General features: G+C 36.6%; 14 protein-coding genes. 8 read left to right on the top strand and 6 right to left on the bottom strand.

Going from position 1 to position 25,535, the window contains the following annotated elements; all coding sequences use genetic code 11:
- Positions 1-90 precede the first annotated feature (90 nt).
- The 3 genes from CSEC_RS02890 (at position 91) to CSEC_RS02900 (ending at position 5,133) form a co-directional block, all read left to right on the top strand.
- Positions 91-900: a hypothetical protein gene (locus CSEC_RS02890; protein WP_053331716.1), complete on the top strand. Its 810-nt coding sequence runs from the start codon at positions 91-93 to the stop codon at positions 898-900.
- Between the two features lie 166 nt (positions 901-1,066).
- Entirely contained in the window at positions 1,067-3,793 is a 2,727-nt protein-coding gene (locus CSEC_RS02895; RefSeq protein ID WP_041016903.1) for an AMP-binding protein, read from the top strand.
- A gap of 122 nt (positions 3,794-3,915) precedes the next feature.
- Positions 3,916-5,133, top strand: coding sequence for a leucine-rich repeat domain-containing protein (locus CSEC_RS02900; RefSeq protein ID WP_041016904.1), 1,218 nt, complete (start codon positions 3,916-3,918; stop codon positions 5,131-5,133).
- A 12-nt stretch (positions 5,134-5,145) separates the two neighbouring features.
- Here the strand turns inward: CSEC_RS02900 and CSEC_RS02905 are convergent, their stop codons facing one another.
- Entirely contained in the window at positions 5,146-6,120 is a 975-nt protein-coding gene (locus CSEC_RS02905; RefSeq protein WP_041016905.1) for an MDR family NADPH-dependent oxidoreductase, read from the bottom strand.
- A 116-nt stretch (positions 6,121-6,236) separates the two neighbouring features.
- On the opposite strand from CSEC_RS02905, the gene cysS reads away from it, so the two are divergent.
- The 3 genes from cysS to CSEC_RS02920 are packed head-to-tail and all read left to right on the top strand — an operon-like array spanning position 6,237 to position 8,307.
- Positions 6,237-7,679, top strand: coding sequence for a cysteine--tRNA ligase (gene cysS, locus CSEC_RS02910; protein ID WP_041017240.1), 1,443 nt, complete (start codon positions 6,237-6,239; stop codon positions 7,677-7,679).
- On the top strand, positions 7,672-7,920 hold the full coding sequence (locus CSEC_RS02915; RefSeq protein ID WP_041016906.1) for a hypothetical protein: 249 nt from the start codon (positions 7,672-7,674) through the stop codon (positions 7,918-7,920). Before cysS ends, CSEC_RS02915 begins: the two co-directional genes overlap by 8 nt.
- 12 nt (positions 7,921-7,932) lie before the next feature.
- Positions 7,933-8,307 (top strand): 4Fe-4S dicluster domain-containing protein, encoded by a 375-nt coding sequence (locus CSEC_RS02920; RefSeq protein ID WP_041016907.1) that lies wholly within the window; start codon positions 7,933-7,935, stop codon positions 8,305-8,307.
- Here the strand turns inward: CSEC_RS02920 and CSEC_RS02925 are convergent.
- Positions 8,304-9,518: an exonuclease/endonuclease/phosphatase family protein gene (locus CSEC_RS02925; RefSeq protein WP_041016908.1), complete on the bottom strand. Its 1,215-nt coding sequence runs from the start codon at positions 9,516-9,518 to the stop codon at positions 8,304-8,306. The two genes, CSEC_RS02920 and CSEC_RS02925, sit on opposite strands and share 4 nt — an antisense overlap.
- A 196-nt stretch (positions 9,519-9,714) precedes the next feature.
- Between CSEC_RS02925 and CSEC_RS02930 the strand changes: the two genes are divergently transcribed.
- Positions 9,715-18,561 (top strand): DUF3638 domain-containing protein, encoded by an 8,847-nt coding sequence (locus CSEC_RS02930; protein ID WP_041016909.1) that lies wholly within the window; start codon positions 9,715-9,717, stop codon positions 18,559-18,561.
- 62 nt (positions 18,562-18,623) lie between these two features.
- Here the strand turns inward: CSEC_RS02930 and CSEC_RS02935 are convergent, their stop codons facing one another.
- The 3 genes from CSEC_RS02935 to CSEC_RS02945 form a co-directional block, all read right to left on the bottom strand.
- Positions 18,624-19,196 carry a hypothetical protein gene (locus CSEC_RS02935; RefSeq protein ID WP_041016910.1) on the bottom strand — a complete coding sequence of 191 codons (573 nt, stop codon included), beginning with the start codon at positions 19,194-19,196 and terminating at the stop codon, positions 18,624-18,626.
- 550 nt (positions 19,197-19,746) lie between these two features.
- Complete coding sequence (locus CSEC_RS02940; protein ID WP_041016911.1) at positions 19,747-20,598, bottom strand: hypothetical protein; 852 nt, start codon at positions 20,596-20,598, stop codon at positions 19,747-19,749.
- A 609-nt stretch (positions 20,599-21,207) separates the two neighbouring features.
- Positions 21,208-22,893, bottom strand: coding sequence for a hypothetical protein (locus CSEC_RS02945; protein ID WP_041016912.1), 1,686 nt, complete (start codon positions 22,891-22,893; stop codon positions 21,208-21,210).
- Positions 22,894-23,149: 256 nt separating this feature from the next.
- On the opposite strand from CSEC_RS02945, the gene CSEC_RS13505 reads away from it, so the two are divergent.
- Entirely contained in the window at positions 23,150-23,311 is a 162-nt protein-coding gene (locus CSEC_RS13505; protein WP_161780948.1) for a type II toxin-antitoxin system PemK/MazF family toxin, read from the top strand.
- Positions 23,312-23,738: 427 nt separating this feature from the next.
- On the opposite strand, the gene lysS is transcribed toward CSEC_RS13505, so the two are convergent.
- Positions 23,739-25,349 (bottom strand): lysine--tRNA ligase, encoded by a 1,611-nt coding sequence (lysS, locus tag CSEC_RS02950; RefSeq protein WP_053331717.1) that lies wholly within the window; start codon positions 25,347-25,349, stop codon positions 23,739-23,741.
- Positions 25,350-25,535 lie beyond the last annotated feature (186 nt).

The raw sequence follows: 25,535 nt of genomic DNA on the forward strand, positions 1-25,535 counted from the left end.
CTTTTTTGTTCTTTAAAAGTTGTTTTCAAAGAAGCCAATTTATTATAAAATGCTTTATTTCTTAACATCTTTATAATAATTTCGGGTCTTATGAAAAATATCTTTTTAATATTAGTAACCACTTTTGTAATTAATTCTTGCTTTGCCGACAGATACATTCAGCCTTTAAAGTACGAAGATCAAAATGAGATCTTAGTTCAAGGCGGGGTAGTGCTGCAGTCAAAAAAAGTCAATACGGTGGCCATGTATCAAACATCATACACGCTGCAAAACCGTAAAGGTAATTTTTATTTTTCAATTTTGAATGAAACGGGAAGCCCTATCAATTTTTATTTTACAGATTTGAAAGTTACCGATCAAAATGGAAGGCCTGTAAAAGTTCTTCATAAAAATGAGCTGATTAGCAACAAAAGATCCGACCGCGATTGGAACCGTTTTATGGCAGCGCTTGATGCCGCGAATAAAAAACAAGAAGCCGATAAAGCAGGAACCACCCATGTCTATTCAAAAACGACTGATCAACACCATAGCAACTTTGGCCTAAACAGCTCTCAAGGCTGGGCTCATGGGTATGCAAATGAACAAAACGAATCGGTGACAACGACAACGATTCAAAATGCTGCGATTCGTCAGCAAGCTCTAAAAGAAGCAGAAATAGAAGCTTACCATAATAATCTAGCTATTGAAGACACTTTTCAAAAATGGGTGGCAGGCCTATCAAACCATTATTTTGATTCCTCCACTATTTTTCCGGGCCAAGTTTATGAGTCCAATTTTCAAATCGAAGTGCCAAAAAGAGTCGAAAGAGATCTCAAATTTCTAATTTTCTATTTTAAAGTCGGGGAAGAGGTTCATCCATTTTGTTACTATTTGGGCCAAGAGCTGGGTTGGTTTGAATAAAATAAAGGACAGGATTCAAAAAAAAATTCTTATTTTTATAATTTTCTTGTCGTTAAATTCTTTTTTTCTCAAACTAGTAGCCTAAACCTTTTTGATCTAATTGTTAAAGATATAAAGCTTTTAGGTAAAATAATTTTTTATAAACATTCCTTAGCGGAGTAAAAGCGTGAAAAAACTCGTTGAATGGTTCTTTCTTGGATTTTTGAGTTTATTACTAAAGTTTAGATATCGTGTCATAGTCAAGGGAAGAGAAAATTTAAACCCTGAAACTTTAAGTAAACCGGGCGGTGTTCTTTTCTTGCCTAATCACCCCGCTGTTTTAATTGATCCCTTGTCTGTTGCGCTATCTCTTTGGCCAAAATACCCCGTAAGGCCCATGATCGTGGAGTATTTTTACTATACTCCGATTGTTCATACTGTTATGCGTTTTGTAAATGCGCTGCCCGTCCCGAATTTTGATGTAGGCAGCAATAGCTTTAAAAGAAAGCGTAGCGAAGAAGTTGTGCAAACTGTGATTAACGATTTGAAAAAAGGGGATAATTTTCTTATTTATCCATCCGGCAGAACGAAACAAACAGCTGAAGAGATCATAGGCGGCGCATCTGCTGTTCACCGTATTATCAATGAAGCGCCGGAAGCCAATGTCGTTTTGATTCGGACTAAAGGGCTTTGGGGAAGCATGTTTTCAAGGGCTTTTACAGGAACGCCGCCTCCTTTTTTTCCAACGCTTTTACGCGGCATAAAGTATGTTTTAATGAATTTTATCTTCTTTACACCAAGAAGGGAAGTGATCATTGAAATTGTACCGGCCCCGGCTGATTTTCCTTATAAAGCCACCCGGCTTGAGCTCAATAAATGGCTAGAAGAGTGGTACAATCAACCTGACGGTTTAACCAAGCAAGAAGGCACGCATCCCGGAGACTCTCTTGTTCTTATCCCTCACACTATATGGAGTAAAAAAGTCAGCGAGCCTTGGATAAAAGATGCCAATAATCAAGATTTTGACATGATCGCCATTCCAAATGAGGTACAAGATAAGATTGTCGAGGAAATCTCCCGCATCACTCAGATGAAAAAAGAAAATATCAGGCCAGATATGTCTCTTGATAAAGACCTCGGCATGGATTCTTTAGATGTCGCTGATTTGATTTCCTTTATCCAGGATTATTTTGAGGTAAAAAATGTATCGCCCCTTGAAATGACAACCGTTGGCAAATCTATGGCCATAGCTTCAGGTCTAATTGTTTGTGAAGAAACCGTCAAAGACACTTCAATTGTTAATTTAGAAAAATGGTTTAAAGAAGTTCCCCATCACAAGCTTGAGATGCCGGCAGGGGAGACGCTGCCGGAAGCTTTGCTTAAGACTTGCGATCGCTATAAAAAAAGAGTCGCTGCAGGAGATGAAAGATCCGGCATTTTAACTTATAAAGATATCAAGCTTCGAACCATCCTGCTTGCCGAATATATAAAAACTTTGCCGGGTGAGTATATCGGAATTTTACTTCCTTCAAGCGTGCCAGCAATTGTCGCTATTTTTGCAACTCAACTTGCCGGAAAAATTCCTTTATTAATCAATTGGACAGTCGGGGCAAGACACTTGGAAGCTGTTGTAAAATTATCTAAAGTGGAATCGGTTTTAAGCTCATGGGCTTTTTTAGACCGTCTTGAAAATGTGGATTTAGACGGGATTGAAAAGCAGCTTGTCATGCTTGAAGATGTCAGACGAAAATTCACACTATTTGATAAACTAAAGGCTTTTTATTTATCGTTACTTAGCCCAAAGTCTATTTTAAAGCATTTTAATAGCGACCGTTTCACATCTAAAAGTCCCGCTGTTTTACTTTTTACAAGCGGAACAGAGAATCTGCCTAAAGGGGTTTCATTAAGTCATGAAAATATTTTATCCAATCAGAAAGATATTTTAGAAATTGTCGATCTCTATTCAGATGATGTTTTTTTAAGCATGCTACCTCCTTTCCATGCGTTTGGCTTTACTGTAAGCGGATTACTTCCCTTGCTTGCAGGCTTTAAAGTCTTCTTTTCACCGGACCCGACAGATGGCAGCAAACTTGCCAAGCAGACAAACGATTATGGAATCACGCTTTTATGCGGCGCCCCAACTTTTCTTAAAGGCATTTTTAAAGCCGGGATTCGTGAGAATTTTAATTCCCTAAGGCTGTGTGTGACCGGAGCTGAAAAAGCGCCTCCTGAACTTTTCAGGCTAGCTGATAAATTTGGCAAAAAGGATGTTATCCTTGAGGGCTATGGCATTACAGAATGCGCGCCCGTGCTGACGGCTAATAGGCCAAATAAAGAGCATGCCGGTGTCGGGGAACCGCTTCCAAGTGTTGAGCTATTGATTGTTCATCCGGAAACTAATGCAGTCATGCCAAAGGGAGAACAAGGTCATATCCTAGCACGAGGACCTAACATTTTTGAGGGCTATATTAATCCCGATATCGCCCCTCCTTTTCTTAATGTTGCCGGCAAAAGCTGGTATAAGACAGGGGACTTAGGGTATATCGATGAGAAAGGAAGATTGATCATTTCAGGAAGGCAGAAGCGTTTTGTGAAGATAGGCGGCGAGATGATTAGCTTAGCTTCTATTGAAGATGCTCTTCTAGAGTCGGCGGTTTCAAATAAATGGCCTATTTCTGAAGATAAGCCAAGCCTTGCTATTGTCGCGAAAGAAGAACTAGACACCAAAACCAAAATCTATCTCTTCACAGATTTCGATACGACCCTTGATGAGGTCAACTTGACTCTTCGGGAGAAAGGATTTAGCAACATTGCCAAAGTCTCTGAAATAAAAAAAATCAAAGAAATTCCGATTATGGGAACAGGTAAAATCTATTACCGGCTTCTTGAAAGTCAATACTTGCAAAATCAATAATCAAATTTAGGGCTAAAGAAAGTAATTGCTTTAGCCCCGCCTTTTTTAATAAAGCATTGAAAAAAAAAGTCAATTTCCTAAAATGGTTGCCTTACCGATTCTAGGACAAGAGGCTTATATCCATGATAAGAAGTCAGACAGATCTCAATGCCGAGCTACTTCAAATTTTAGAAGGTCCAACTATTGAAGTCGGCTATCAGCTTGAGAAGCTTTTAGGAAATAGGTTTGAAACGGTGGAATCAGTCCGAAGGTTTGTTTCGGAAAATCCTTCTTTAATTTATCTTCAAGATATAGGCTTTAGTGATAATGAAGTCCCGGATGCAAAGCATGAAGAATTGCTTAAATTATGTCCCAATATCACTTCTCTTTCGCTATTTGCCTCTGACCGATATAGAACTGCTTTTAAAAGTATCGTAGAGTTTTTAAAAAGTTGTGAGCGCATAACATCACTAAGTTTGCCAAGGTCTCCCAATTCATGGAGTCAGTTTTCGCATCTAACACAAATAAAAAAACTTACTGTTAACGAATGGAAGGTTTCGCATTCAAAAAAGGCTTTTTCAGATTTAATTAACAGCTTGCCCAATTTGACAGCTTTGGATCTATCCTCATCCCAAACTTTAGACTGTTTAGAGTTAATTGATGAGCCTTCTCGAATTAAATCGCTTTCCGTAGACTGTTGCAGGGAAAAATCTTCAAGAATAGCCCTTAACCGCTTCTCTAATCTTGAAAGTCTTAGTCTTGTAGCAAATAAAAAAAGCGCCCTTTCGGATGAAATATTAGCCTCTTTGGAATTATCTTCACTTCAAGCCCTTAACCTTTCTCACAATAAACTTACGGATACAGGCATAAGTTCTCTTACCCGTTTTAAAGCTCTTGCTTCGCTTGATCTCTCTTCTTGTAAAAATGTTAAAGACGAGGCTTTAAAAATCCTATGCTTAAATTTGCAGTTCTCACACCTAGCTCTCCACGGCTGTCCTAATATTACAGATAGCGGCTTAAGCCACTTATCCCTTCAAAAGGGGTTAGTGTCGCTTAGTTTTGGCGGCGGGGAAGAGATCCATAATCTTTCTTTCATGGAATTTCTTGGAGAGTTAAAGACCTTATTTATTGAAAATTCAAAGATTGATGAAGCCCCGGAATCCATGCCTATGCTTACCCATCTTAAAAAGCTTGTTCTCTTAGCCATTTGGGATGCCCCTCTTGTAAATGATGCAGCCCTGGCACCTTTAAAAGGCATGACACACTTAGTTAATTTTCAATTAGCCGGATCTAACGTTACATCAGAGGGAATGTCCATCGTGAAAGCCCTTACAACCAAAAAAATCACTTGGATCGGCTGAGGATTAAACTGATTAAGGATTGAAAATAATTTTTCCTTTTCTTGAGCCTCTTTTAGCATGAGCCAACGCCTCTTTAAAGTCTTTGAGGGGGTAGGCTCTATCTATTGGTATTTCAAAAGAAGAGTCTTTTAAGGTTGAAAAAAGCTCTGAAAATGATTTAGAGGCTTCATCTTTAGATAGGCTTTCAAGCCATTTCGTTACCCAAAACCCTTTAAGGGTGATATTTTTGTAGATCAAGGCGCGGCTTTTTATTTCAATCGGTTTTTTAGAAAGGGAACCATAGGAGACGATAACCCCATTTTGGGTTAGTTTCTCAGCAAATAGGTCGGCATAAGGACCTCCGATAGCATCAAGGGCTAAGTCGGCATTAGGGATTTCGCCGAGATCAAATTTATTTTGAAAAATCGCATCCTCTAAAAGCACGTAATCCGCCCCCCGTTGAATAAGCTCTTCTTTTTGAGAGGGGTTTCTTATGATATTAATGGTTTTAATCCCTTTCGCTTTTGCAAGGGCGATAACCGATAGGCCAACTGCTCCATTCGAAGCGTTTTGAATGACGGTTTTCAAAGAATTTTCTTTTTGGAAATCTTGCAAAAGCCGAAAAGCGGTCATTAAGGCTGACCTTGTAAAACAAGCCAAAGATTCAGGGAAAAAATTCGGAACTTTTATAAACGCCTCTTCTTTTTTTTTAAGGTAAGTGGCCCAAGAACCAAGCCCTTTGATCATGATAACCTGATCGCCGATTTCAAGTGATTTTACAAGGGCCCCTTTTGCTACGACAGTCCCGGCTCCCTCATTCCCCAAAGCTTTTGGGAAGCTTAAGGCAAGGCCATAGTGCCCTGATAGGATCGCAAGATCCGCAACATTGATCGGGCAAGCCTTCATTTGAACGATCACATCGTCTTCTTTGGGAGGGGATATATGGGATTTATTTAAAGTAACGCCCTCTAAACCTTCTTCTTTTTGAATGATTTCTAAAGCTTCCATGATATTCCTTAAAAGAAATGAGGTTAGAGAAAGAACTTGTTGCCAAAGATAGCTTTATTTCTATAAACTATTTTATAAATTTTAACTTATTTTCATTATATGGATCAGGTGATTTCATGCCACTTTTCGAGCAGAAACCTATTTATTTTTTTAATACATTGACTCGGGAAAAAGAGCAGTTCGAACCTTTAAAAAGAGGATCCGTCTCCTTATATACATGTGGTCCAACCGTTTATAATTTTGCGCATATTGGAAATTTTAGATGTTATATTTTTGAAGACCTCTTGCATAGAACCCTTCTTTTCTTTGGATACGATCTTCACCATGTGATGAATATTACTGATGTGGATGATAAAACGATCAAGGGTGCGCTTAGAGAAAACACGACTTTAGATAACTATACTGACAGGTTTACAAAAGCATTCTTTGAAGATTTAGATACGCTCGGGATTAAAAGAGCTAAAGTTTATCCAAAGGCCACCGATTACATCCCTCAAATGATTGAGCTTATCGAAAAACTTTTAGAAAAAAAACTGGCTTACGTCGGCAGTGATAAAAGCGTTTATTATGCCATCAACCAATTTCCAAATTATGGCTGTCTTTCACACCTAAAGCTTGATGAGCTTGAGGTTGGCGCATCAGCTAGAGTTGCAAGCGACGAGTATGAAAAAGACCATGCGGCAGATTTTGTGCTTTGGAAGGCTTATGACAAAGAAAGAGATGGCGATATCTATTGGAATAGCCCTTTTGGACCTGGAAGACCGGGTTGGCATATCGAATGCAGTGCAATGGCAATGAGCTTGCTTGGTGAAAGTTTGGATATTCACTGCGGCGCTATAGACAATATGTTTCCTCACCATGAAAATGAAATTGCCCAATCAGAAGGGGTTACAGGAAAGCCATTTTCCAAATATTGGCTTCATGCCGAGCACTTGATTGTCGATGGCAAAAAAATGTCTAAAAGCCTTGGCAACTTCTACACGCTCCGCGACCTAACGGACAAAAATTATACAGGAAGACAGCTACGCTACCTTCTTTTACAAACCCATTACAAAACGCAGCTTAATTTCACGCTCCAAAGTCTTGAAGCTGCAAGGCATACCCTGAAGCGATTGGATGAGTTTGTGATGCGCCTAAACCGCATGGAAGGCAAAGGCAACCCTGAAAAAGTAAAAGAGCTTACCGAAAAGACCTTTGATCTCTTTGCTAGCGCCATGGCAGACGACCTTAATATATCATCTGCCCTAGCGGCTCTCTTTGATATGGTAAGAGAAGCTAATACTCTTATGGATGCTAATGAAATAGGCTCTCAGGAAGCTAAAACGATTTTAAGCCTCCTTGAAAGGTTCGATGAAATTTTAGGGGTGCTTCGTTTTTCTTTTGATGAAGAAATTCCGGAAGAGCTGATTGCAGCTTTAGAAAAAAGAACAGAAGCCAGAACTAGAAAAGATTGGAAAGAGTCCGACAGGATTCGTGATTTTATTCAATCCAAAGGTTATCAAATTGAAGACTCCCCAAAGGGAGCGCGTCTTAAAAAAATGGAGGTTGCCCATGAATAAAGGGACCAAGGATGTTCGCTTCATTGTGGCATTATACGATTTAGCAAAAGAAGCGGGTGATATTTACCAGCCTATCAACAAGTATGAGGTCGGAAAAAGCGTTGGCATTAAGGAAAGAGCCGTCAACGCTATCTCAAAGCTTCTTGTTCAGGCCAATTTTATAAAAAAAGTAGATGAAGAGCTTGTTTCTCTTGCACAACATGGCGAAGAGCTTGTTAAGAGGCTCCGCCACCTAAAATAGATATGAGGATCTTTGGATAGAAAAACTTTCCTTAGCACCCTGTTTGAGGAGGGAAAAAAGCAACTCTCAAAGTCTTTTACGGCTCCAATTCTAGAGGCCATTGAAAGAATGGAGACACTATTTCCGGCTGAAGAAGAAAAGGTCAAAGAAAGGCCTCCCGGCTCGGTTATTGAGGAATCAAAGTTTAAAGAGCTTTGCACAGGCTGTGATGCTTGCATGATCGCATGCCCTGTTAATGTAATCATGATAGACGATTTAGAAAAGAGAACCCCCCTAATTTATCCGGAAATAGCGCCTTGCATTTCTTGCGAGGGTTTTCCCTGTATCGCAGCTTGTCCTACAGGGGCACTAAGTTTTGAAAATGAACTAATCCCCAAAAAACTCTAGCGTTTTTTTATAGCCGCTTTAAGAAGAATGCCTCTATGGTCCGAGAGGGAATTTCCGGGAGAACCAAGATTAAGCGTCTCTTTTACTTGATCAACAGATAAAACAAAGTCCTCTTCGAACTCTTTATCAAGAAGGGCGTAGTCAATGATTTCAAAGGTCGCATGCTTCGGGTTTTCCCCATAGGCATAATACTGAATTAAGTTTGTACAAGTAGCTGAAAGCTCACTTAAAATCGGGTACTTTATATTGTAGGGATCTACAAAATCCCTATTTAAATTAAGTCTTTCGTACTCATCCTTCCCGTTGCCGATTTTGGGGACGTTGAGGTCGCCAAAAAGTAAACAAGGCTTCTTAGAGGTTTCCTTTAAATCATTCATTGTGTCGATAATAAGAGAAACTTCCATCTCCCTAAGCTGCTTTGCCCTTTCATTATCACCTTCTTCCAAATGGGTGTTTAAAATCCAGAAATCCGGTGTTTCGATGCAAAATACCCCGCGCTTCATTAAAGAATGATAGGGGAAGGGGATAAATTTGGGTTCACTGATAATCGGGTATTTGGACGCAGCAAAGAGACAGCTCTCAAGCTTCCAGGGGTTTGGGCCTATCCTCACAAAAAAATGAGCGAACTCTTTTTCAAGTTCTTTTGCTAAGTCAAGCCCTGGTTCAAAAGATACTTCTTGCATAAGGAGAAAATCAATGTCCAACCCTTTAATCAAAGCGGAAAGAGACTCTATTCTATCACTTGCCGGGGTAATGCCGCCATTGATCAAAGGAAGACCTCCAAAAAACATACAGGCATTAAGGGTTAGAAACCGAATTTCTTCTTTAGGTTTTTGAAGGGGAGCCTTACTTCCTAGAAGCGAAAGATAGGGTTTTTGGTTAAAATAATCCCCGAAATATTCGAAAAAACCGCCTGCAAAAGCTAAAAGAGTGGCAAGTTTACTCCCCGAAAAGCTTAAAACCAAACTGCCGCTTCGTTTAAAGTTTTCAATACTTCGATGATCGCTGTTACCATAAACATTAGGTTTATTTGTGATCATTAAGTCTTTAATGATCCATTCTGATGAAGTATGAAAAGGCTTTTCTAAAAAAAGACCTAAATATATAAGTTTTTCTCCGATTTGGGCTCGAAATTCTTTATTTCCTATTGTAACAATCGAAAGCAAAAGAATCGGGAGCCCAATTAAAAAAAGAGAGATTCGACCATTCACAAAGAACCTTAAGTTTAGAAATCCATTTCTCACCTTACTTCAATTATTTAAATTAGGGTATGAGTTTTCTCCTAAATTTCTGTTCTTTTCTAGGCGAAGTAAGGCTAGTATTACTTCTTTTTAAATTAATCTTTATTAAAATTTAATAATTTTTTGTTAAAATTTTAAATTTACATGATTTTTATTGAGGATTTTTATGACTCTTTCGTCTGTTTATAATCTCAATCTTTCAAGAAACTCGGAAATCAAACTTAGCGATGAAAATAAAGACCCGATTTCACCTCATTCAGATTTAATTCCAATCGTTGATAAAATCTTAAGAAATACGAAGGGATTAAACCATCTTCAAACCATAGAGATTAAAAAAAAATCAGACGGTTCATCTGCCATATCTCTTGTATGCGCCAAAGGAATTAAAAAATTTCAACCTGGCGAAACCCTACTTTCTCAAATAAAAGAGTTATTCGAAACTACGCACTTTGGAAAAGAATCTCTCATTATCCGATTTCAAAAGGAAAATACTCCGCTTTGTCAAAGAAATTACGATAGCCTTTCCGATAACCTCTTTGCCCACATCCATGCCGACGAATTTGGTTTAGGAAGTCAGTTGCAAGGATTAAATTTTGAAGCCACCCTCCGATATGTTCTTAAATTTATTAAAACAACAAAGAGAGAAACTTATTTTTCAGAAAAGTTCCTTAATTTGCTTAGAGAAGCTCTAGATTTTGATACAACAAATGAAGAAGCTTTCGTTAATCAATTCAACTTTAAATATTGGGAAGTGTCCACCGGTAAAAATCCTTATTTTATCCTCCCGGGCGGATGGTGCGGAAAACCTGGACATGCCATCTATTACAAAATTTATAAAGACAAGATAGAGATTTTTAACCTAGGGGGGGGAGTAGAAAATCACTTAAACGAAAGCGAGAGCGCGATTCCCATTCTTCAAATAAAAGGAATTTTAGCGTCAAAATTTAGAGATGACGAACTGCCAAAAATTTTGTTTCAGGTGAAAAACAACCTCGTTCTTAAAAACGCGAGCTATAAAAATACAGACTATGGCGAAAAAGATATCTATCAAAACCTTGTAGATTTTCTTGAACCCCAAGAGCTTGTAATTCCTGAAGAAACCCGGCCCATGCATATTCAGAAATCCGGTTTTTGTTCTTTTAGATCGCTAATGGCCCTTATTTCCGAGGAAATGTATCTCGATGACTATAAGAAATTCAAATTCGAATTAAAGCTAATCTCTCTTGAAAATAAAGTTCTGTCATACCCAACTGCTTTATCAGCTTCAGGAGAGTACCATCTTTTAAACACAGCTTTTAAAAAATTATGCCGATCCCTTGATAAACTATACCGTGAAGGTGTCGTTGACGAAAAGTACTTAATAGCGGGCGAATCAAGATTAAAATTGACAGGCTCTTTTCTTAAGAAAAAGAAAAATGATCTTGCTAAAACTAAAAAACTACCCCCGTTCTCAAATTTAAGATATCAACCTTTAAGCGAGATAGGATTTAATTTTCCAACCTCAAGCTTCTCTTTAGGAAAAAAAGACTTACAGTTAGATGCCGATTCGAGCCTTTCACTTGAGGGTTTGAAAGGATTAAAGCTAGAGGCTCTTTTGAAAAAAGTGGAGCACTTTTTACCTGAATTTGAAAAAAAGTGTTTAAGCGGCTCTTCAGATATAAGAACCCGTATGTCTATAGAAAAAATTATTGAAAAATTTTCAATTGAAAATTTGGAGTTAGAGGATTTTTCTAGAAAGGGTTTAGAGAAAGGAATTATCACTCTAAACAAGCTTTTAGAAGTTTATTTTAAATTGATTGTTTTTTCGAAAGACAACTACCCTTACCCGATCTACTTTCTAAACTTATTAAAGATTTTATATTTGCAACATCACTTCAGTGTGGCTCTTGCGCCCGCTTGTAAAGACGTAAAGCCGGTTTGTCAATATCTCTTTTATAAATGGCTAAATAGAGAAGCTCAAAATCCAATTTACTATTACTTTCATATGTTTGATTCAAAAAAGGAAGAAGAGCTTAAGAAGTTGGTTACTTGGATAAATGAGGAAGCGCTTCTTCCTTTGAAATTTGAAATGGAAAATAATAACAATAATAGAGCCTTTAAAATTACATTTAATGAAAGTCATTCCAAGTATCAGAAAAGAAGTTGGCTTGATTTTTTTAAGGAAGTTCTTCCGGATTTAATTGAAGAAGAAAAATATGCTATTGAAGGAAGACCCTCTTGGATGCAAGACGGGGAACTTTTTATGTCGGATAAACTTCCTGAGTGGTTTAAGTGCCTCATCCAATCAGCACTCTATTTTAGTTATTTCTCCGATGTTTCCATCAGCCCTTCGAAAGAACTAGATAGAGCAGGTACATTAGATGTCTTTTTAGAAAAAGAATACAAAAAGGACTATTCCAATAGTGAATATATAGAAATTAAATCCTCTTTAAGCGGCAACCCAAAAAATGACTCCACTAAATTTAGGTCGCTCTACCCTCCATTTTTAAATAAAAAAATGGAAAAAATGTTTCAAGAAATTTTAAATTCTAATTCAGCTATCATAGAAAGCGCTTGGGTATTTGCAGACAAGTCTTATAGGTTTAAAAAAGGCTTTTCTAAAAGAGAAATAGAAGATTATAGAAAATTATCTTATGCCAATCTTGGGGGAGATCTCGGTATAATTTCCCTCTTTGATTTTTTTGCTAAACATACTGACCGCTTAATAGACCCCGATTATCTAATTCTTTTCCAAATGTTTCTTTTCCAACCGGGTGTTTTAATCGCCTTAAATGAGGTTATGAAGGAGAAACTTTTTGCTTTTCTCATAAACCAAACAAACAAGTTTAAAAAGGATAATGAATTAACCGGTTATTTATTATGCCTTAGGCTTCTAAGACGATTGGTTCATTATTTCCCTAAGGAAATTAATTTAAATTTTTCAGATCTAATAAAAGAGAATTTATCTCAAATTGGATTATCTAAAGAAAATTGCTGTTTAATTTATGCAGAATTGATATCAACTTATAATGAAAAAGAAACTTTAAATGAAGACGAACTTGAAGAATTATTAACAGGTATATTTTTTCTAAAAGTTCACCCTATTTCTGAAAATCTAATCGATAGTTACATAAAAAAGGATATAGGGGAAGTTCTTGTCAAATTTGAAGGTGAAATTAAAAGATTTTATCAGAACGAAGCTCGCTTTGATGAGATGGTGCTCCGAATTTCAAAAGTGATTCACCCCGAGCTTGAAGTTGTTTGGAAAAGAATTGAAAAAGATATAAGACTTGCCTACCAAACAGAAGATGGACAAGGTCTTTTCTTGCCATTAGAAGGATCGATCGAGCACCATTCGAAAAGTAAAGAAATACCTTCTAAAGTTCGCAATACTAAACTTTATAAAAAGCTCTTTAGAAATATCCATTCCGGTGAAGTCTTTGCCGATGGCAGTTGCCATTTTGTCGATAAAAAAGGCATTCAAACCTATGTCAGAGCGGATGATTCCCAAAAATTACAGGTGGAACAGATTTTTAAAGAGCCGGATCACCTTTACGCTTATGTGCCATCGCAAACATTTCTCGGGTACTTTCGAGATACGTCTCTTTTTATAAGTGTTTATCTAGCAAAACAGTTCTATCATTTTGCATCTACGAGAGAAGATCGAGAAAAAGAGATTTATTTCAAAAATATAAAAACACAAGAAATCGTCTATCGAGCGGATTTAAGGGACGTTAGCGATAAATTTGAAGTTTTAATCACGCGTCTTTCCGACGGTTTGGTTTTAAGCAAACCGCATGATGTTTTTGAAGGTTTTGAAAAGCAAGAGTATACTCATGAATGGGTAAATAAAAATGGGGAACTTAAAGAGCTTGAGTTCCCTCGTTATGATTTAAAGTTCATAAAGGGAAGTGACAATAAATTTTATACAGAGACATTTCCGGGATTTTATCTTACAAGAGAAACAGGTTTAAAAGGAGCGCCGGATTATAAGCATCTTCTCATTTTGAAAAATGCGGAAGGGTTAAGGAAAGCTATTTTACCATTCCATCATTTTATTAAAGCGGATAAGCCTGAGTCTTTAAATCCTGATTACAAAATTGAAATGAACAATCAATCTTGCGAAGAAACCTATTTTGCATTTGATATCGATGCCAAAAGAAATCTCAAGTCCAAGTCCAAAATCGCGAATCTTTATTTAGCTGAAGTTTACTTACTAAATCAATCCTATAGTAAAGCCAAAAAGTATTTAGACTATGCGGCAAAAAAACTAACTCCATTTTCAACTGAAGAAAGAGAGATCCTAAAAAAGATCGCAACCTTAAACGATTCGACAGGAAACGAGCATGGCGAGGCTATTGGACTGCAAACGAAAGCTGCATTCACCCTTTTTAAAAATGCAAAATTTGAAATCCAAGACAAGAAGCTATCTGATGAGTACTTAATCTTATTACATAAAAATTATGCTCTTTACCTATCCCACATAACCAATATCAATTCCACCCGTCTCACCATTAATGAAGAAAAAGAGATCCTAAAACATTTAAAAGATAGCTTTCCTGCTCGTTTGGAATTTTTTAAAACTTCTAAAACCGAAAATGAAGTTTCCTGGAGAGGCACCCTTGGCGCCCCTTTCCCAAAGCTAGATACTGTTTCTGAACTCATAATTAGCACCTTTAATCCGGATAGGTCTCTTTTTGAAGATTATGATGCTTGCTATTCCAAGCTTTACTATGAAGATGCCTCAAGGGCTTTAGATAAAAGTTCCGGCATTGATTTTGCTATGGCCTATACTCTCGCCATTAATTTGAAAAATGACCCTTTGAATGAGAAATTTCAAGCAGCACTGTTATTTCAAAGACACCGGGAGAAGCTTATGCATCAAGAAATTCAGAAGGAATTGGGTTTGCTTTACTTTATTTCCAGGTCAGGGAAGCAGGATATGTTTCCTCCCCTAACCAAGGAAGATCTGGAGAATAGACAAACCTTTGATCTTTGGTTAGAGAAGGTATTGAATCTTGCAAAAAACCTTGAGCAAGAAATGAGTCTTTCTGAAAGGGAGTTTGAAGCTACAAAATCGTTATCAATTATTTCAGAGTCCTATAGCCCTTCTTTTAAAAGGGCAGCCTTCCAATCAGAGGAATGGAAAAAGAAATGGAACACTCCATTAAAAACTTGGGTACTTAAAGAAAAGGAAGATTCAATAGATCTAAAAAAGGGGGAATGTCCAACAATTCATTCCTTAACAAGATTAGCTTCGACTTTAAGCAGCATTCAAAATTACTTTGAAAGCAAAGAATCAAAAGAAGATCCGGATTATCCTCTCATTACTTCTGAATTAAGGCGGTTAAAAGAGGATATAAAAGAATATGGCATCCAATTAACTTCTCTTGAAACGATCCCCTTTGAAAGCATGGATCTTGATTCTCTCTCAATTAAGCTTAGAAAAGAGGTTTCAGATCCGATTCAATTGGCTAAGTTCAGAAAACAATTGTGTAAATTAGCCAATAAGAAATCTGAGGATCCACTTGAACAATCAAGAAGAAATCTTCATCTTTTAGGAAATTACCTAAAGAATATTCAGCTTGACGATCTTTTATTCAATTTTGCAAAACAGCGGCCTGAAGAGCTTATGGCTTTAAATCCTGGCCTTATGAAAGAAGATGTCCATCAACTTTATAGCATGATTGCCGAGTATCTTAAAATTTCTTTAGAAAATCAAAAAATTATCCGCTGCTTAAAACGGATTGAACTTCTTAAAAAAGGCGTTTCCAATGAGCAAGAGATTAACTTAAGAAAAGAACTTTATCTCGATTTATCGTATAGCACCCCATATGATCCTAAAAGCAGGCCGGCCTTTCTTGTTTTTGAATACTTTTCCGAACTTTCTTTAAGATATGAGCAAGTAGAGCTGTTAGAGCTTTTCCTAAAAGATTTTAAAGTAAACCGTATTATGGAATTGATTATGGGGGCGGGTAAATCTTCAGTTCTTCTCCCTCTTTTAGGCGCTTTAAGAGCAGATGGCGAACACATTTCAATTCTTATTGTTACAGAGTTTTTATATGATTCTGTTTCCTCTGAAACCCAAAGAAGTTTAAGGGGCCATACTAATTTAAGAAGCTTTAAATTTGATGGTTCAAGCGATTGCGATGTAAACACTCTTAAAGCGATCCTCCATGAGCTTAAAACAATAAAGGAAGAAAAAGATTGTTTGATTATGACAAACAAGAGCATTCAATGCTTCCTTCTTAGAACAGTGCAAAAAGCGTATGAATTTTATTCAGTGGCGCAAGATGAAGATTCCATTCCTGAAGATTTGGCTCTTATGATTAAGATTTTAAATGAGTTTTCTTCCAAAGGGTTGCCGCTTCTTGATGAAGCAGACTTTTTATTAAACATCTTACGTGAAATTTCTTTTGCAAGCGGTCAGAAAAAGGAAATGGATGCTTTAGAAGGGGCCGTTATCTTCCAAATCTATCACCTTCTACTGCAGGATGAGGATTTGAAAGGTAAGATGAAGCTTGATTGCGAAAAAATTGAACAAGGTCAAAAAGAAGATAAAAGATCTGTTTTTACCCCGGAGCTTTTTGAATCTAGCCTTAAGTTACCTTTAATGAAAGCTTTTTTAGAAAGCTTAAAAACGTTTTCTTATAAAGATAAATTGATCGAAGCAAAAGTCAGGCATTTCTTTAGTAACATGGAGGAAGAAACGAGACAAAATATTGAACATTATCTTCTTAGAACAGAGTCACAAATAGCTGAATCTCAAAAAACCTACTTTTCCCTGGATGCTGATATTAGAAACATCTTAGCCCTAGCCGGGGAGGAAATATCAAGTCTGTTAAAGGTGACCCTTGGAAGAGTTTTAGATGAAGATTATGGCATCGGCAAGCAAGAGTGTTTTGCTATTCCTTTCTCCGCGGCAAACACCCCGACTGAAGGCTCTCAATTTGCAAGCCCTCATGTGACAGCTAACTATACCCTTCAAACAATAGCCAAAAAGGGAATTTCGTTAGAGCTATTAAAAATGTATATTTCCAAACTTCAAAAAGAAGCTCAAGATGAAGTCAAAGACTCTTTTGATACCAAGACAACTATAGATACGGAAGCTTGGAAGGTATTTAAAAAGATAAGAGGTAAATTAGATTTGCCTTTATATAATTTGAATGATGAGCAAATTTCCCTCATTAGCGAAGAAGTAAATAAAGACCTCAAGCTTTGTCTTGAAATTGCGGTAGAGTTTATTTTCCCGCAAATGGAGATTTACACAGAAAAATTCACGTCAACGACTTTAACTTTAACCTCCTTTTTTGAGAATTTAATAGGTGTCACAGGCACTTTATGGAATAAAGACAGCATGCACCGAAAGTTACTTACTTGCACAAGAGAGGGAACTGACACCGCAACCATTTTAAAACTCTTTGAAAATAGCTATCATAGCATTTCTATTATCCCTAAAGAATCGCTAGAAACTCTTGCTGATTTGAAAGTTGACTTTGATATGGTGGCTGATGGCGGCGGTTATTTTAAAGCCGGCAAAAATTTGGATAACATTTTAGTCCTCCATAAAATGTATGGGAAGCCGGTTATTTTCTTTGATAACGATGGAAAAATCCAAGTTTTTGATGGGATTAACATTATTCCATATAGTGAGTTTCCGGATAAAGAATCCTGCATCACCTTCCTAGATCAGGCAAGGAACACAGGAGCTAATATTCCACAGCATGAAAAAGCGATTGGATTGGTCACTATTGGAAAAAATATGCAGCTTCGGGATCTTTTGCAATCTTGCTGTAGATTAAGGGGTCTCCAAAAAGGCCAGAAAGTTCATTTCCTAATTTCTGAAGATGTCTTATCGGTTATAAGACAAAGCCTTGGCATAATTGGAAATATAGATTTTAGCCATATCTTAGCCTTCTGTATTTTAAATCAGGCGAGAATGCAATCTAAAACAATTCAAACGGCCTTTCATAAAGAACTTGATGAAGTAAAGCAGAAAATTGTTTTAGAGGTTATCTCTGATGAAAATTTAAAAATTTCCGAGAAGAAAAGCATTTTGATGAAGTGGCGATCATCTTGGGTTCAAAATAGCTACCGTTCACCGGATTCTCTTTATGGCATCCTTCCAATATTCATAGAAAGCAGCGAATATGTGAAATTAAAGGTCCAGGAATTAAAAGAGATGCTAACAACAGATCTTGAGCGCCGCTATCTTGGCGACTTAGAGGAAATAGCAAGAAAGTATCAAAATATTCTCCCGACAAAAACCGCTAACCGTGAAAGTTCTGATCTTTCAACCCTTGAGCTTGAGCATACACAAGAATCACAGGCTCTTAACGAAGTTGAAGTTGAAGTAGATAAAGCAGGCGAAGATTCAGTAAAAACTGCAGGCGAGCTTAGAGAAGATGAAAATTGGACAAGTTTTGTAGCGGATGTTTTTACAAGTGATCTCTACCCGAATTGGTATAGGGGATTTAATGCTTCCGCCTCTTTTCAACAACTGCCAACTATTCCGGTTCCCGTTTTTTCTATAGAAACATATATGAACGCCTTTGAAGAGCTAAAACCTTACAAGAAGGCTTTTGATGGGATTGACCTCTCTATTAATATGCTTTCTTTCCCCGATATAAAGGAACTTAAAACGGAGGATTTCCTTTTATTTGGTTCAAGAAGGAAGGGGATTCAATTTCTTATGGTGGATGAAAAGACGGAGAGGTTGCGTCTGCTTAATGTAAATGAAGCGAAACAAAGGGCAAACCATCCTAATTTCTATAACCTCGAGTTTGGCTTTGTTAACCGAAAAGATACTCTTTCGAAATCTCTTGCTGAAAAAGTCATAAAAATAAAATTTCTTAATGGGGAATCTTATTTTAATCATGAAGAAATAAGCTTTTTAGAAAAGTGGCTTAAAGAAGAAGGCCCTGAAAAAATGTATCATTTTTATACACGATTTGCGCTTCTTGGGCATTTGCAGAAAGCAGATAAATTCCAAACAAGCCCGCTTAAGAAGCTTTTTACTGAGCTTATCCAATAAATAACCTAACCTTGGGTCTAAAACGACCCAAGGTTTTTTAATTTCGATTATGACTCCTTGCTTTAAGGGGAATTTTTAACTGCTATAATAATTTTACGTTCTGAATCAAACTTCACATTTTTGCTTCCAAAAACTTTTTTTATCTCATCAAGATAGGTTTCAAGGGTTCTGTTGCTTTGAAAGCAATTTGCATTTACTTTTTCAATTCCGGACCCGTCTCCCGGCCAAACTTTAAAAAATACTTTTCCGCATTCTTTTACTACTGACTTACACAATTTTATGTGTTCCATTCTTGATTTTATAAGGTTAATAACATTTAAAACGCTAATTGAGGTGCAGGAATCAAAAGGCTTAAGCTTAGCTTCTTGCAAAACGAGGTTGTTATGTTCAGCGGTTCTCATAAAAGGGTCCAAGATAGAGAGGCTCGTAAAATATTTGTGCAAACAATAGGCTTTGTTGTAATCATGTTCCCCGCCTCCAATATCGACAACTCTAACTCCGGAAGCATACCCAGTAAAGATGGAGTCAAAAGCTCCAAACCCTTCCGTATGATCGACTTTTATTTTTTTAGAAAAAGGGTCAATTGAATGACCTACTACATTTGGAACACGCCATTCAAATTGAGATAAGCTCATAAAAAACCTATTAAACTAGAATTTTATTAAAACTTATTATTAATAGATGTGAGTTTTTATATTAATATTAGAAGAGATAGTAACGCTATATATAGATAGATGTTTTTATTAATTCACAAATAAATCACTTTGATTTTTTTATAAATCATTATTTGGTGATTTTAGTTAATTATCAAACAGAGGACCGTATGAGACTTTTTTTGCCTAATTTTAAATGAATTAAGGTCCTTGGGTTTCAGAAACCTTTTTTGAAAATATCAATAGGGGAAACGTTTCTATAGCTATACTACTAAACCCACTTATCAGTATTGGATTTTTAAGTATTGGCATACCAATTTAATAATAAATCACCACGCAAGATTTCTTGGTAAATATCATGAAGCTTTGAATAAACTATCCATACCAGACTTACTGCCTCTCCCGGGTGAAAATCCTTAAAGTACAAATAGCCAAATGGATAGGGATCAAATAAAAAGACCTTTAATAAACTTCATGGATGAGAACACATACTTTTTTGAGATTGACCTCGATAGGTATGAGGAAGGTAGACTCAACGATTTAAATAAGGCGGTACCCAACTTGCAACATGCCTCGGCTTTTGACTAAAAGTGATCTCTTCTGAAACTTCATTGCTAACAGCAAAAAAAAGGCTTCCCGCTATGAAACTTGAAGTTAGATTTTTTAATAAGGTTTTATTTTTTTGATCACTCCGGATTATTTTTAAGGCTATGGCTTGGACGAGGGCTATCATAGCTCCTGTCAAAACCCCGCGCGCAGCTTCATTTGAGGTTATGCCATAAGTAAATTTACGAATCGGGATATCCTTCAAATATTCACTGATTGCGATGCCGGCTCCCATTTGCAGAGCCCCAATCCAAACGATTCTATTGATATCTGTAAAATTTGTTGTTTGACTAAGAGCAATTTGTTTAGTGATCTTAGTTAAAACATTTAAGGCAACTTGGGAGGTTACTAGGGTGACGGATTTTATAAACGGGGCTATGCTAGTTGGGACTAACTTTGTTAAAGCAGGTGTTGCATAACCACTCAAAAAAGAGACTGAACCTGCCGCGAAACCATCAAAAAGGCTTTCTCCTATGCCTTGAATAAGCTCAAGTTTAGAGAACTTATTAACTTTTGTTGTAGCCGCATATTCCAATGCATTTACACCGGCGCAAGTTGCGGCAAATCCTAAGGAAAATCCTAAAGGAAATTCTAAGCTAAAATGAGTCCAACGGTACGATTCGCTTAAATAGCGGTTGACGGTTGTCAAGCCGCCTAAAATTAGCATGCCGCCGCCAAGTATAGCTGAAAACCTAATAATCTTATTATTAGACTTCCCATCCTCATGAGCGGTATCCGTATCTGAAACGTGGGGCTTAATTGATGTGAGCGGGAGCATACTAACTATCCTTTGAGAAGACATGAAAATTAAATTCGAAAAGGGTAGCAAAACTTCTTTATTTTATTCCAGGCTTTTTGTTTTTACAAAAATAGTGATTGGGAAAAACAGACAATAACAATGTCTAATATGTCTATGAGGTACCCTTGACAATATAATTTGGGTGTCGTGGATGAATCTAGAGGTTAAGAAATTTTTCGCATTTCCCATAAGGCTTCCTTTGCAATGAGAAAAAAGACGGGCAATCATTAAAAAAATCGTTCGCATGTGGATAATAAAACATAAATTGAATTTTAATTTGAAAACTTTAGTTTTTCACCTCTATTAAAATCAATGCTTTATTTTATTTCTTTTACTATGGAATAAAAAAAGCCTTCGAAGGACATATTCGAAGGCTTTTTAAGGTTAGATTCGGATTCAGGAAAAAGACTCGAGAAGCGCTTCAAAACTTGGGTTATTCTTAAGTCTATTTAAGAATAACTCTTTAGCTTGCCTTGCAGTGTCATTTGCTTTTATCTCTTTTTGCGGAAGTTTTTTTTCTTCGCTTGCTTCTTCTTTATTACCTGTTAGTTTATTGTAACGGCTTTTTTTAACTTCTAAACTTTGCCTTTAGCTTTTTAGTTCTTTTGCTAACTCGTCTTTTACTGAACTAGATTTATTTTGTTCAATTTCTACCTCGGCACGAGCTCGTCTTACTTCAGAAAACTTGGCTTCAAATTCACCAATGCTTGAGGAATTGCCTTTAATATTTTTTTGATCTATTAAGAAATTTGCTTCCTCTAAGTTAGCCCTTTTCTCAAGAAGATTTTCAAGAAGAATTTTTTTTGCTTCTAGTTCACTATTGCCTTGAGCTAATAGTAAAACTGCTTTTTCTCTTGGAAGAAGGACTAAATTACCTTTTTGCAAAACTTCTACTTCAGAACATTCTTTCTCGCCAAGAACCATTTCTAAATGGTCAATTGATTTTTGAATGCTTATAAGCAAATTATTCAACTCAGCTTCTTTTTCTTTATTCGTTTGAATTTCTCTTTGAAGGCTTTGTTTATTTTTAAATGAGACATCGTTTTTAGCTAATTTCTCCAGAGAATTAAATTCTTTATCAAGCGATGTAAAATTCTTTTGCAGAGTTCTTCTTAATTCTGTAACTTGTTCAAAGCTTGCTTGCATCTCTTCAATTTGAAGATTTAAAATAGTGATTTCACTTTCTAAATCTCTAATCTTTTTTTCTTTTGCCTCAAGTTTTTTTAGACGCTTCTCTTCTTCTAACTTCATTTTCTCTTCCTTTGAAAGAGGAGCTGCCATCATAGGGGGTGGGGGAGGAGGCGGTGCGTTTGTAATGAGAGAAAGATTTTCTTCTTCTGTTAAAGAAGATGTTTTTTCAGAGGAGTCTTCTAATGCGGGAAGAGCTTCTCTAGCTTCTAAAGAAGAGTGATTTTCTTCTTCATTAGATAAGCCTTCAGTCTGATTTAGCGTGTCTTCAAGTTCATCTTCGGAGTAGTCAGTCTCAATTATTAGAAGATTAGGTTCTTTTCTTAAAATTTCTGATCTAAAATATTTAATTTCTAATTTATTAATTTTTTGGGAAAACTTTTCAAGTAGCTTTAAAAGATTTTTTTTCACAGCTAAGCTTTTTAAAATGATCTCCTTTTTAGTGCTAAGATGATATTGAGCCAATTGACCGTTTAGCTCTGCTCTAAGCAAAAACTCTTTCTTACGCAGGCAATGTTCATTTCTTTGCCTTGAGTTTATTTCTACAAGATAATCAAAAAAAAGCTCTTTAACTTTTGGGACAAAGTTTTTAAAATTGTAATTTACCCAATTTTTTTGAATGAAACCTTTGCTTGTCGCTTTAACCCCATCCACAAGTCCTTGAATAAGCTGTTCAAATTTTTCAACTTCATTTTTAATGATTTGCTCCTTCTTTACTTGATAGTACCCTTCTAAACGCTTGACTTCTCTTTCAAATTTTTTAGAATCTTTAGTTATGAAAGACACTCTTTCAGAAAGCTTACTTACAACTGATTCATCGAAATGCTTATTGATTAGATTTCTTTCCTTATTGTTTTTCCTATCTTCCCTAATAGCTCTTCTATAAGTTTCCTTTCTTTTAAAAACTTCGTCAAATAAAAAAGAATAGAGAATCCAAAGATCTGTAATACTTTGATCAACTAAGTTTTTAGATTGTTGTAATTCTTTTGAATCGGTTGGCTTAAGTTTACTTGCTTTAATAAAATTCTTTTTTTCTTGGATTAATACTTCCAAGTCTACGATTTTTTGGGCAATAGAAGCGCTCATTATTTCTCCGAAAAAATATATTTGGGGAAAATTTACCTAACGGTTTTTTTAAAAGCAATTAAATAAATTAAGGTTATGATTTATTAAATAACATAACTGGTTTTGAATAAAAAAACTCGTTCACACAATTTCAAGACTGCCTAAGAAAGTGGAACAATGAGAAACTCAATAGCTTTATCAAGTGCAAGATTGACTGAATTTTTTAATGATGATTTGGAATCTGAGGAATGGGACAGTTTAAGCATGGATGGACCAGATGAGAGAAACGAGTATTAAGAAAGGCGGCATTTATTCGGTCGATTTTTATCCCGTCAAAGAACCCGAAACCAAGAAAAGAAGGCAAGCTGTAATTTGTTCCAGAACCTTATTCAATAATAATTCAAAAAAGGTAATTTTGCCCCAATCACTTCGAATATAAAAAGAGTATAACCTTCTTTGGAATTAGAAATTAAAAATAAAAACGTAGGGAATCCATGGTCGATCAAATAAGAATGTTTGATAAGACTAAATTATCAATCTCTTCTTTAATCTATAATACAAATGGAGCAAATCGATGAGATTTAAAAAAGTTTTTTATCTATGAAATAATTTCAAACTTTTCATTATACACGGTTATTCTTTCGTTCCCATCAGCTCAAAACCTCAAAATGCTTGTTAGGACTTTATCCTTATTCTCTACTAGCTAAAGCAATTTCATAGCCTAGGACTTCTTTAACGCTTTCAATACACATTTTTCTCCAAAAAATATTTTTTTGGGAAAAAATTTAACCGCCAAAACTATTACAAAAGAATCAGAAGATTAGTCACGCTTGAACCAAGGGTTGGCTCAAGCATGACTATTAGATTTATTGCGGTTTCATCCAAGGGAAGAAAAGAACATCACGGATGGAATGGGCATTTGTGAAAAGCATCACTAAACGGTCGATTCCGATACCGACACCGGCAGCAGGAGGCATCCCTTGAGCAATCGCTTCAAGAAACTCTTCATCAAGTGGCGCTGCTTCCTCATCGCCCGCATCCCTTCTTTGCTGCTGGCCATCAAGAAGCGTTCTTTGAAGCACAGGGTCATTTAACTCGGAGTAAGCATTGCAAATTTCTCCGCCTAAAAGAAAGCTTTCAAAACGCTCAATGAGCCCTTCTTGGCAAAGTTCTTTATCGCGGTGCAGCTTGCAAAGCACGGTTGTTTCAACAGGATGATCAATGATGTGATGCGGTTGAAGAAGGCTTGGCTCAACAAACACTTCAAAGACGCCTGCAATCAAAAGACCGCGTGACAAGGTTTTAAGTTTAGCCTCTTCAAAATGGCCGCTCTCTAAGAGGATTTTTCTTAGCTCTTCATCGGTTTTAGAGTCGACATCAATATGAGCATATTTTTTTATGCTGTCTTTCATCGAAAGACGAATCCAAGGCGCTTTGACATCAATTTCCATTTCTTCGCCAGTATCAAAACGATTCACTTTAAATCTTGTCGATCCAAACAGTGTGAGCGCAATTTTTTCATAGAGTCTTTCCACAAAATCCATCATGTCATGGTAATCCCAGTAGCTTGCGTAGGCTTCAAGGAGTGTGAATTCCGGGTTATGCTTACGGCTTAAGCCTTCATTTCTAAAGCATTTTCCGATTTCATAGACTTTTGGAAAGCCGCCTATAATTAATTTCTTTAGCGGAATTTCAAGAGAAATTCTAAGGAACATGTCTTGGTTAAGAGCGTTTAATTTAGTTCGAAAAGGTTTGGCTTCAGCGCCGCCATAAATGGACTGGACAATCGGTGTTTCAACTTCCATGAAGCCGATGTCTTCACAGTATTTTCGAATAATGCGTAAGATCTCAGACCTTTTTTTAAAGGCTTCTTTCACTTCAGGGTTGCTGATAAGATCTAGCCAGCGCTTTCTATAGCGAAGCTCTTTATCATGAAGGCCGCTATGCTTTTCAGGCAAAGGAAGGAGGGTTTTGCAAAGAAGAGTGACTTTTTTAGCGAAAATAGTAAGTTCACCTTTTTGCGTAAAGAAAAGATGTCCTTCAACGCCTATAATATCCCCTAGATCAAATTTTTTCTCGATAATCTTAATGTGGGATGGGGCATCGCTTAAATCAGAGGGTTCATACCCTTCAACTTTGGTAAGATCCCTGTTAAACATCACCTGAATCCTGCCTTCTTCATCTTGAAGCTGGGCAAAAATATTTTTTCCCATGGCACGGAACAGCACGAGTCTTCCGGCAACTTTCGCAAGAGGCGTTGTTCCGGCTTGTGCTTCTTCACTATGGCCTAAGGAAGATGGGTCTTGATACTTAATGCGAAGGTCTTCACTTGTATGGCTTTGTTTATATTCATGAGGGTAGGGATTGATGCCTAGAGCTTTAAGCTCTTCAAGTTTTCGGAGGCGGTTATTGTATTCCTCATAATCCAGATATTCGGGTTTTTTCACTGAAAGCTCTTCAGAAGATTCCTTATGCATTTAGGGTTTTCCTTAAAATTAATTTGATTGATAGCCAATAATTTCGCCTGGTTCATTTTGACTTGATTGGCCGCTTCTAACAAAGTCAAGTCGTGCGTAACAGTATACAGTGGTGAGGATTAAGGCTAAACTATAAACTGCTAAAGTTAAAATGAAATATTTTGTTTTATTGTCAGATTTAAAAAA

The organism is Criblamydia sequanensis CRIB-18, assembly GCF_000750955.1.
Classification (GTDB): domain Bacteria; phylum Chlamydiota; class Chlamydiia; order Chlamydiales; family Criblamydiaceae; genus Criblamydia; species Criblamydia sequanensis.

Coding starts and splice junctions, on each gene's coding strand:
- CSEC_RS13505 (WP_161780948.1), top strand. CDS start 23,150: ATGAGAGAAACGAGTATTAAGAAAGGCGGCATTTATTCGGTCGATTTT.
- CSEC_RS02905 (WP_041016905.1), bottom strand. CDS start 6,120: ATGGAAGCTTTAGAAATCATTCAAAAAGAAGAAGGTTTAGAGGGCGTT.
- CSEC_RS02940 (WP_041016911.1), bottom strand. CDS start 20,598: ATGCTCCCGCTCACATCAATTAAGCCCCACGTTTCAGATACGGATACC.
- cysS (WP_041017240.1), top strand. CDS start 6,237: ATGCCACTTTTCGAGCAGAAACCTATTTATTTTTTTAATACATTGACT.
- CSEC_RS02935 (WP_041016910.1), bottom strand. CDS start 19,196: ATGAGCTTATCTCAATTTGAATGGCGTGTTCCAAATGTAGTAGGTCAT.
- CSEC_RS02890 (WP_053331716.1), top strand. CDS start 91: ATGAAAAATATCTTTTTAATATTAGTAACCACTTTTGTAATTAATTCT.
- CSEC_RS02945 (WP_041016912.1), bottom strand. CDS start 22,893: ATGAGCGCTTCTATTGCCCAAAAAATCGTAGACTTGGAAGTATTAATC.
- lysS (WP_053331717.1), bottom strand. CDS start 25,349: ATGCATAAGGAATCTTCTGAAGAGCTTTCAGTGAAAAAACCCGAATAT.
- CSEC_RS02915 (WP_041016906.1), top strand. CDS start 7,672: ATGAATAAAGGGACCAAGGATGTTCGCTTCATTGTGGCATTATACGAT.
- CSEC_RS02900 (WP_041016904.1), top strand. CDS start 3,916: ATGATAAGAAGTCAGACAGATCTCAATGCCGAGCTACTTCAAATTTTA.
- CSEC_RS02930 (WP_041016909.1), top strand. CDS start 9,715: ATGACTCTTTCGTCTGTTTATAATCTCAATCTTTCAAGAAACTCGGAA.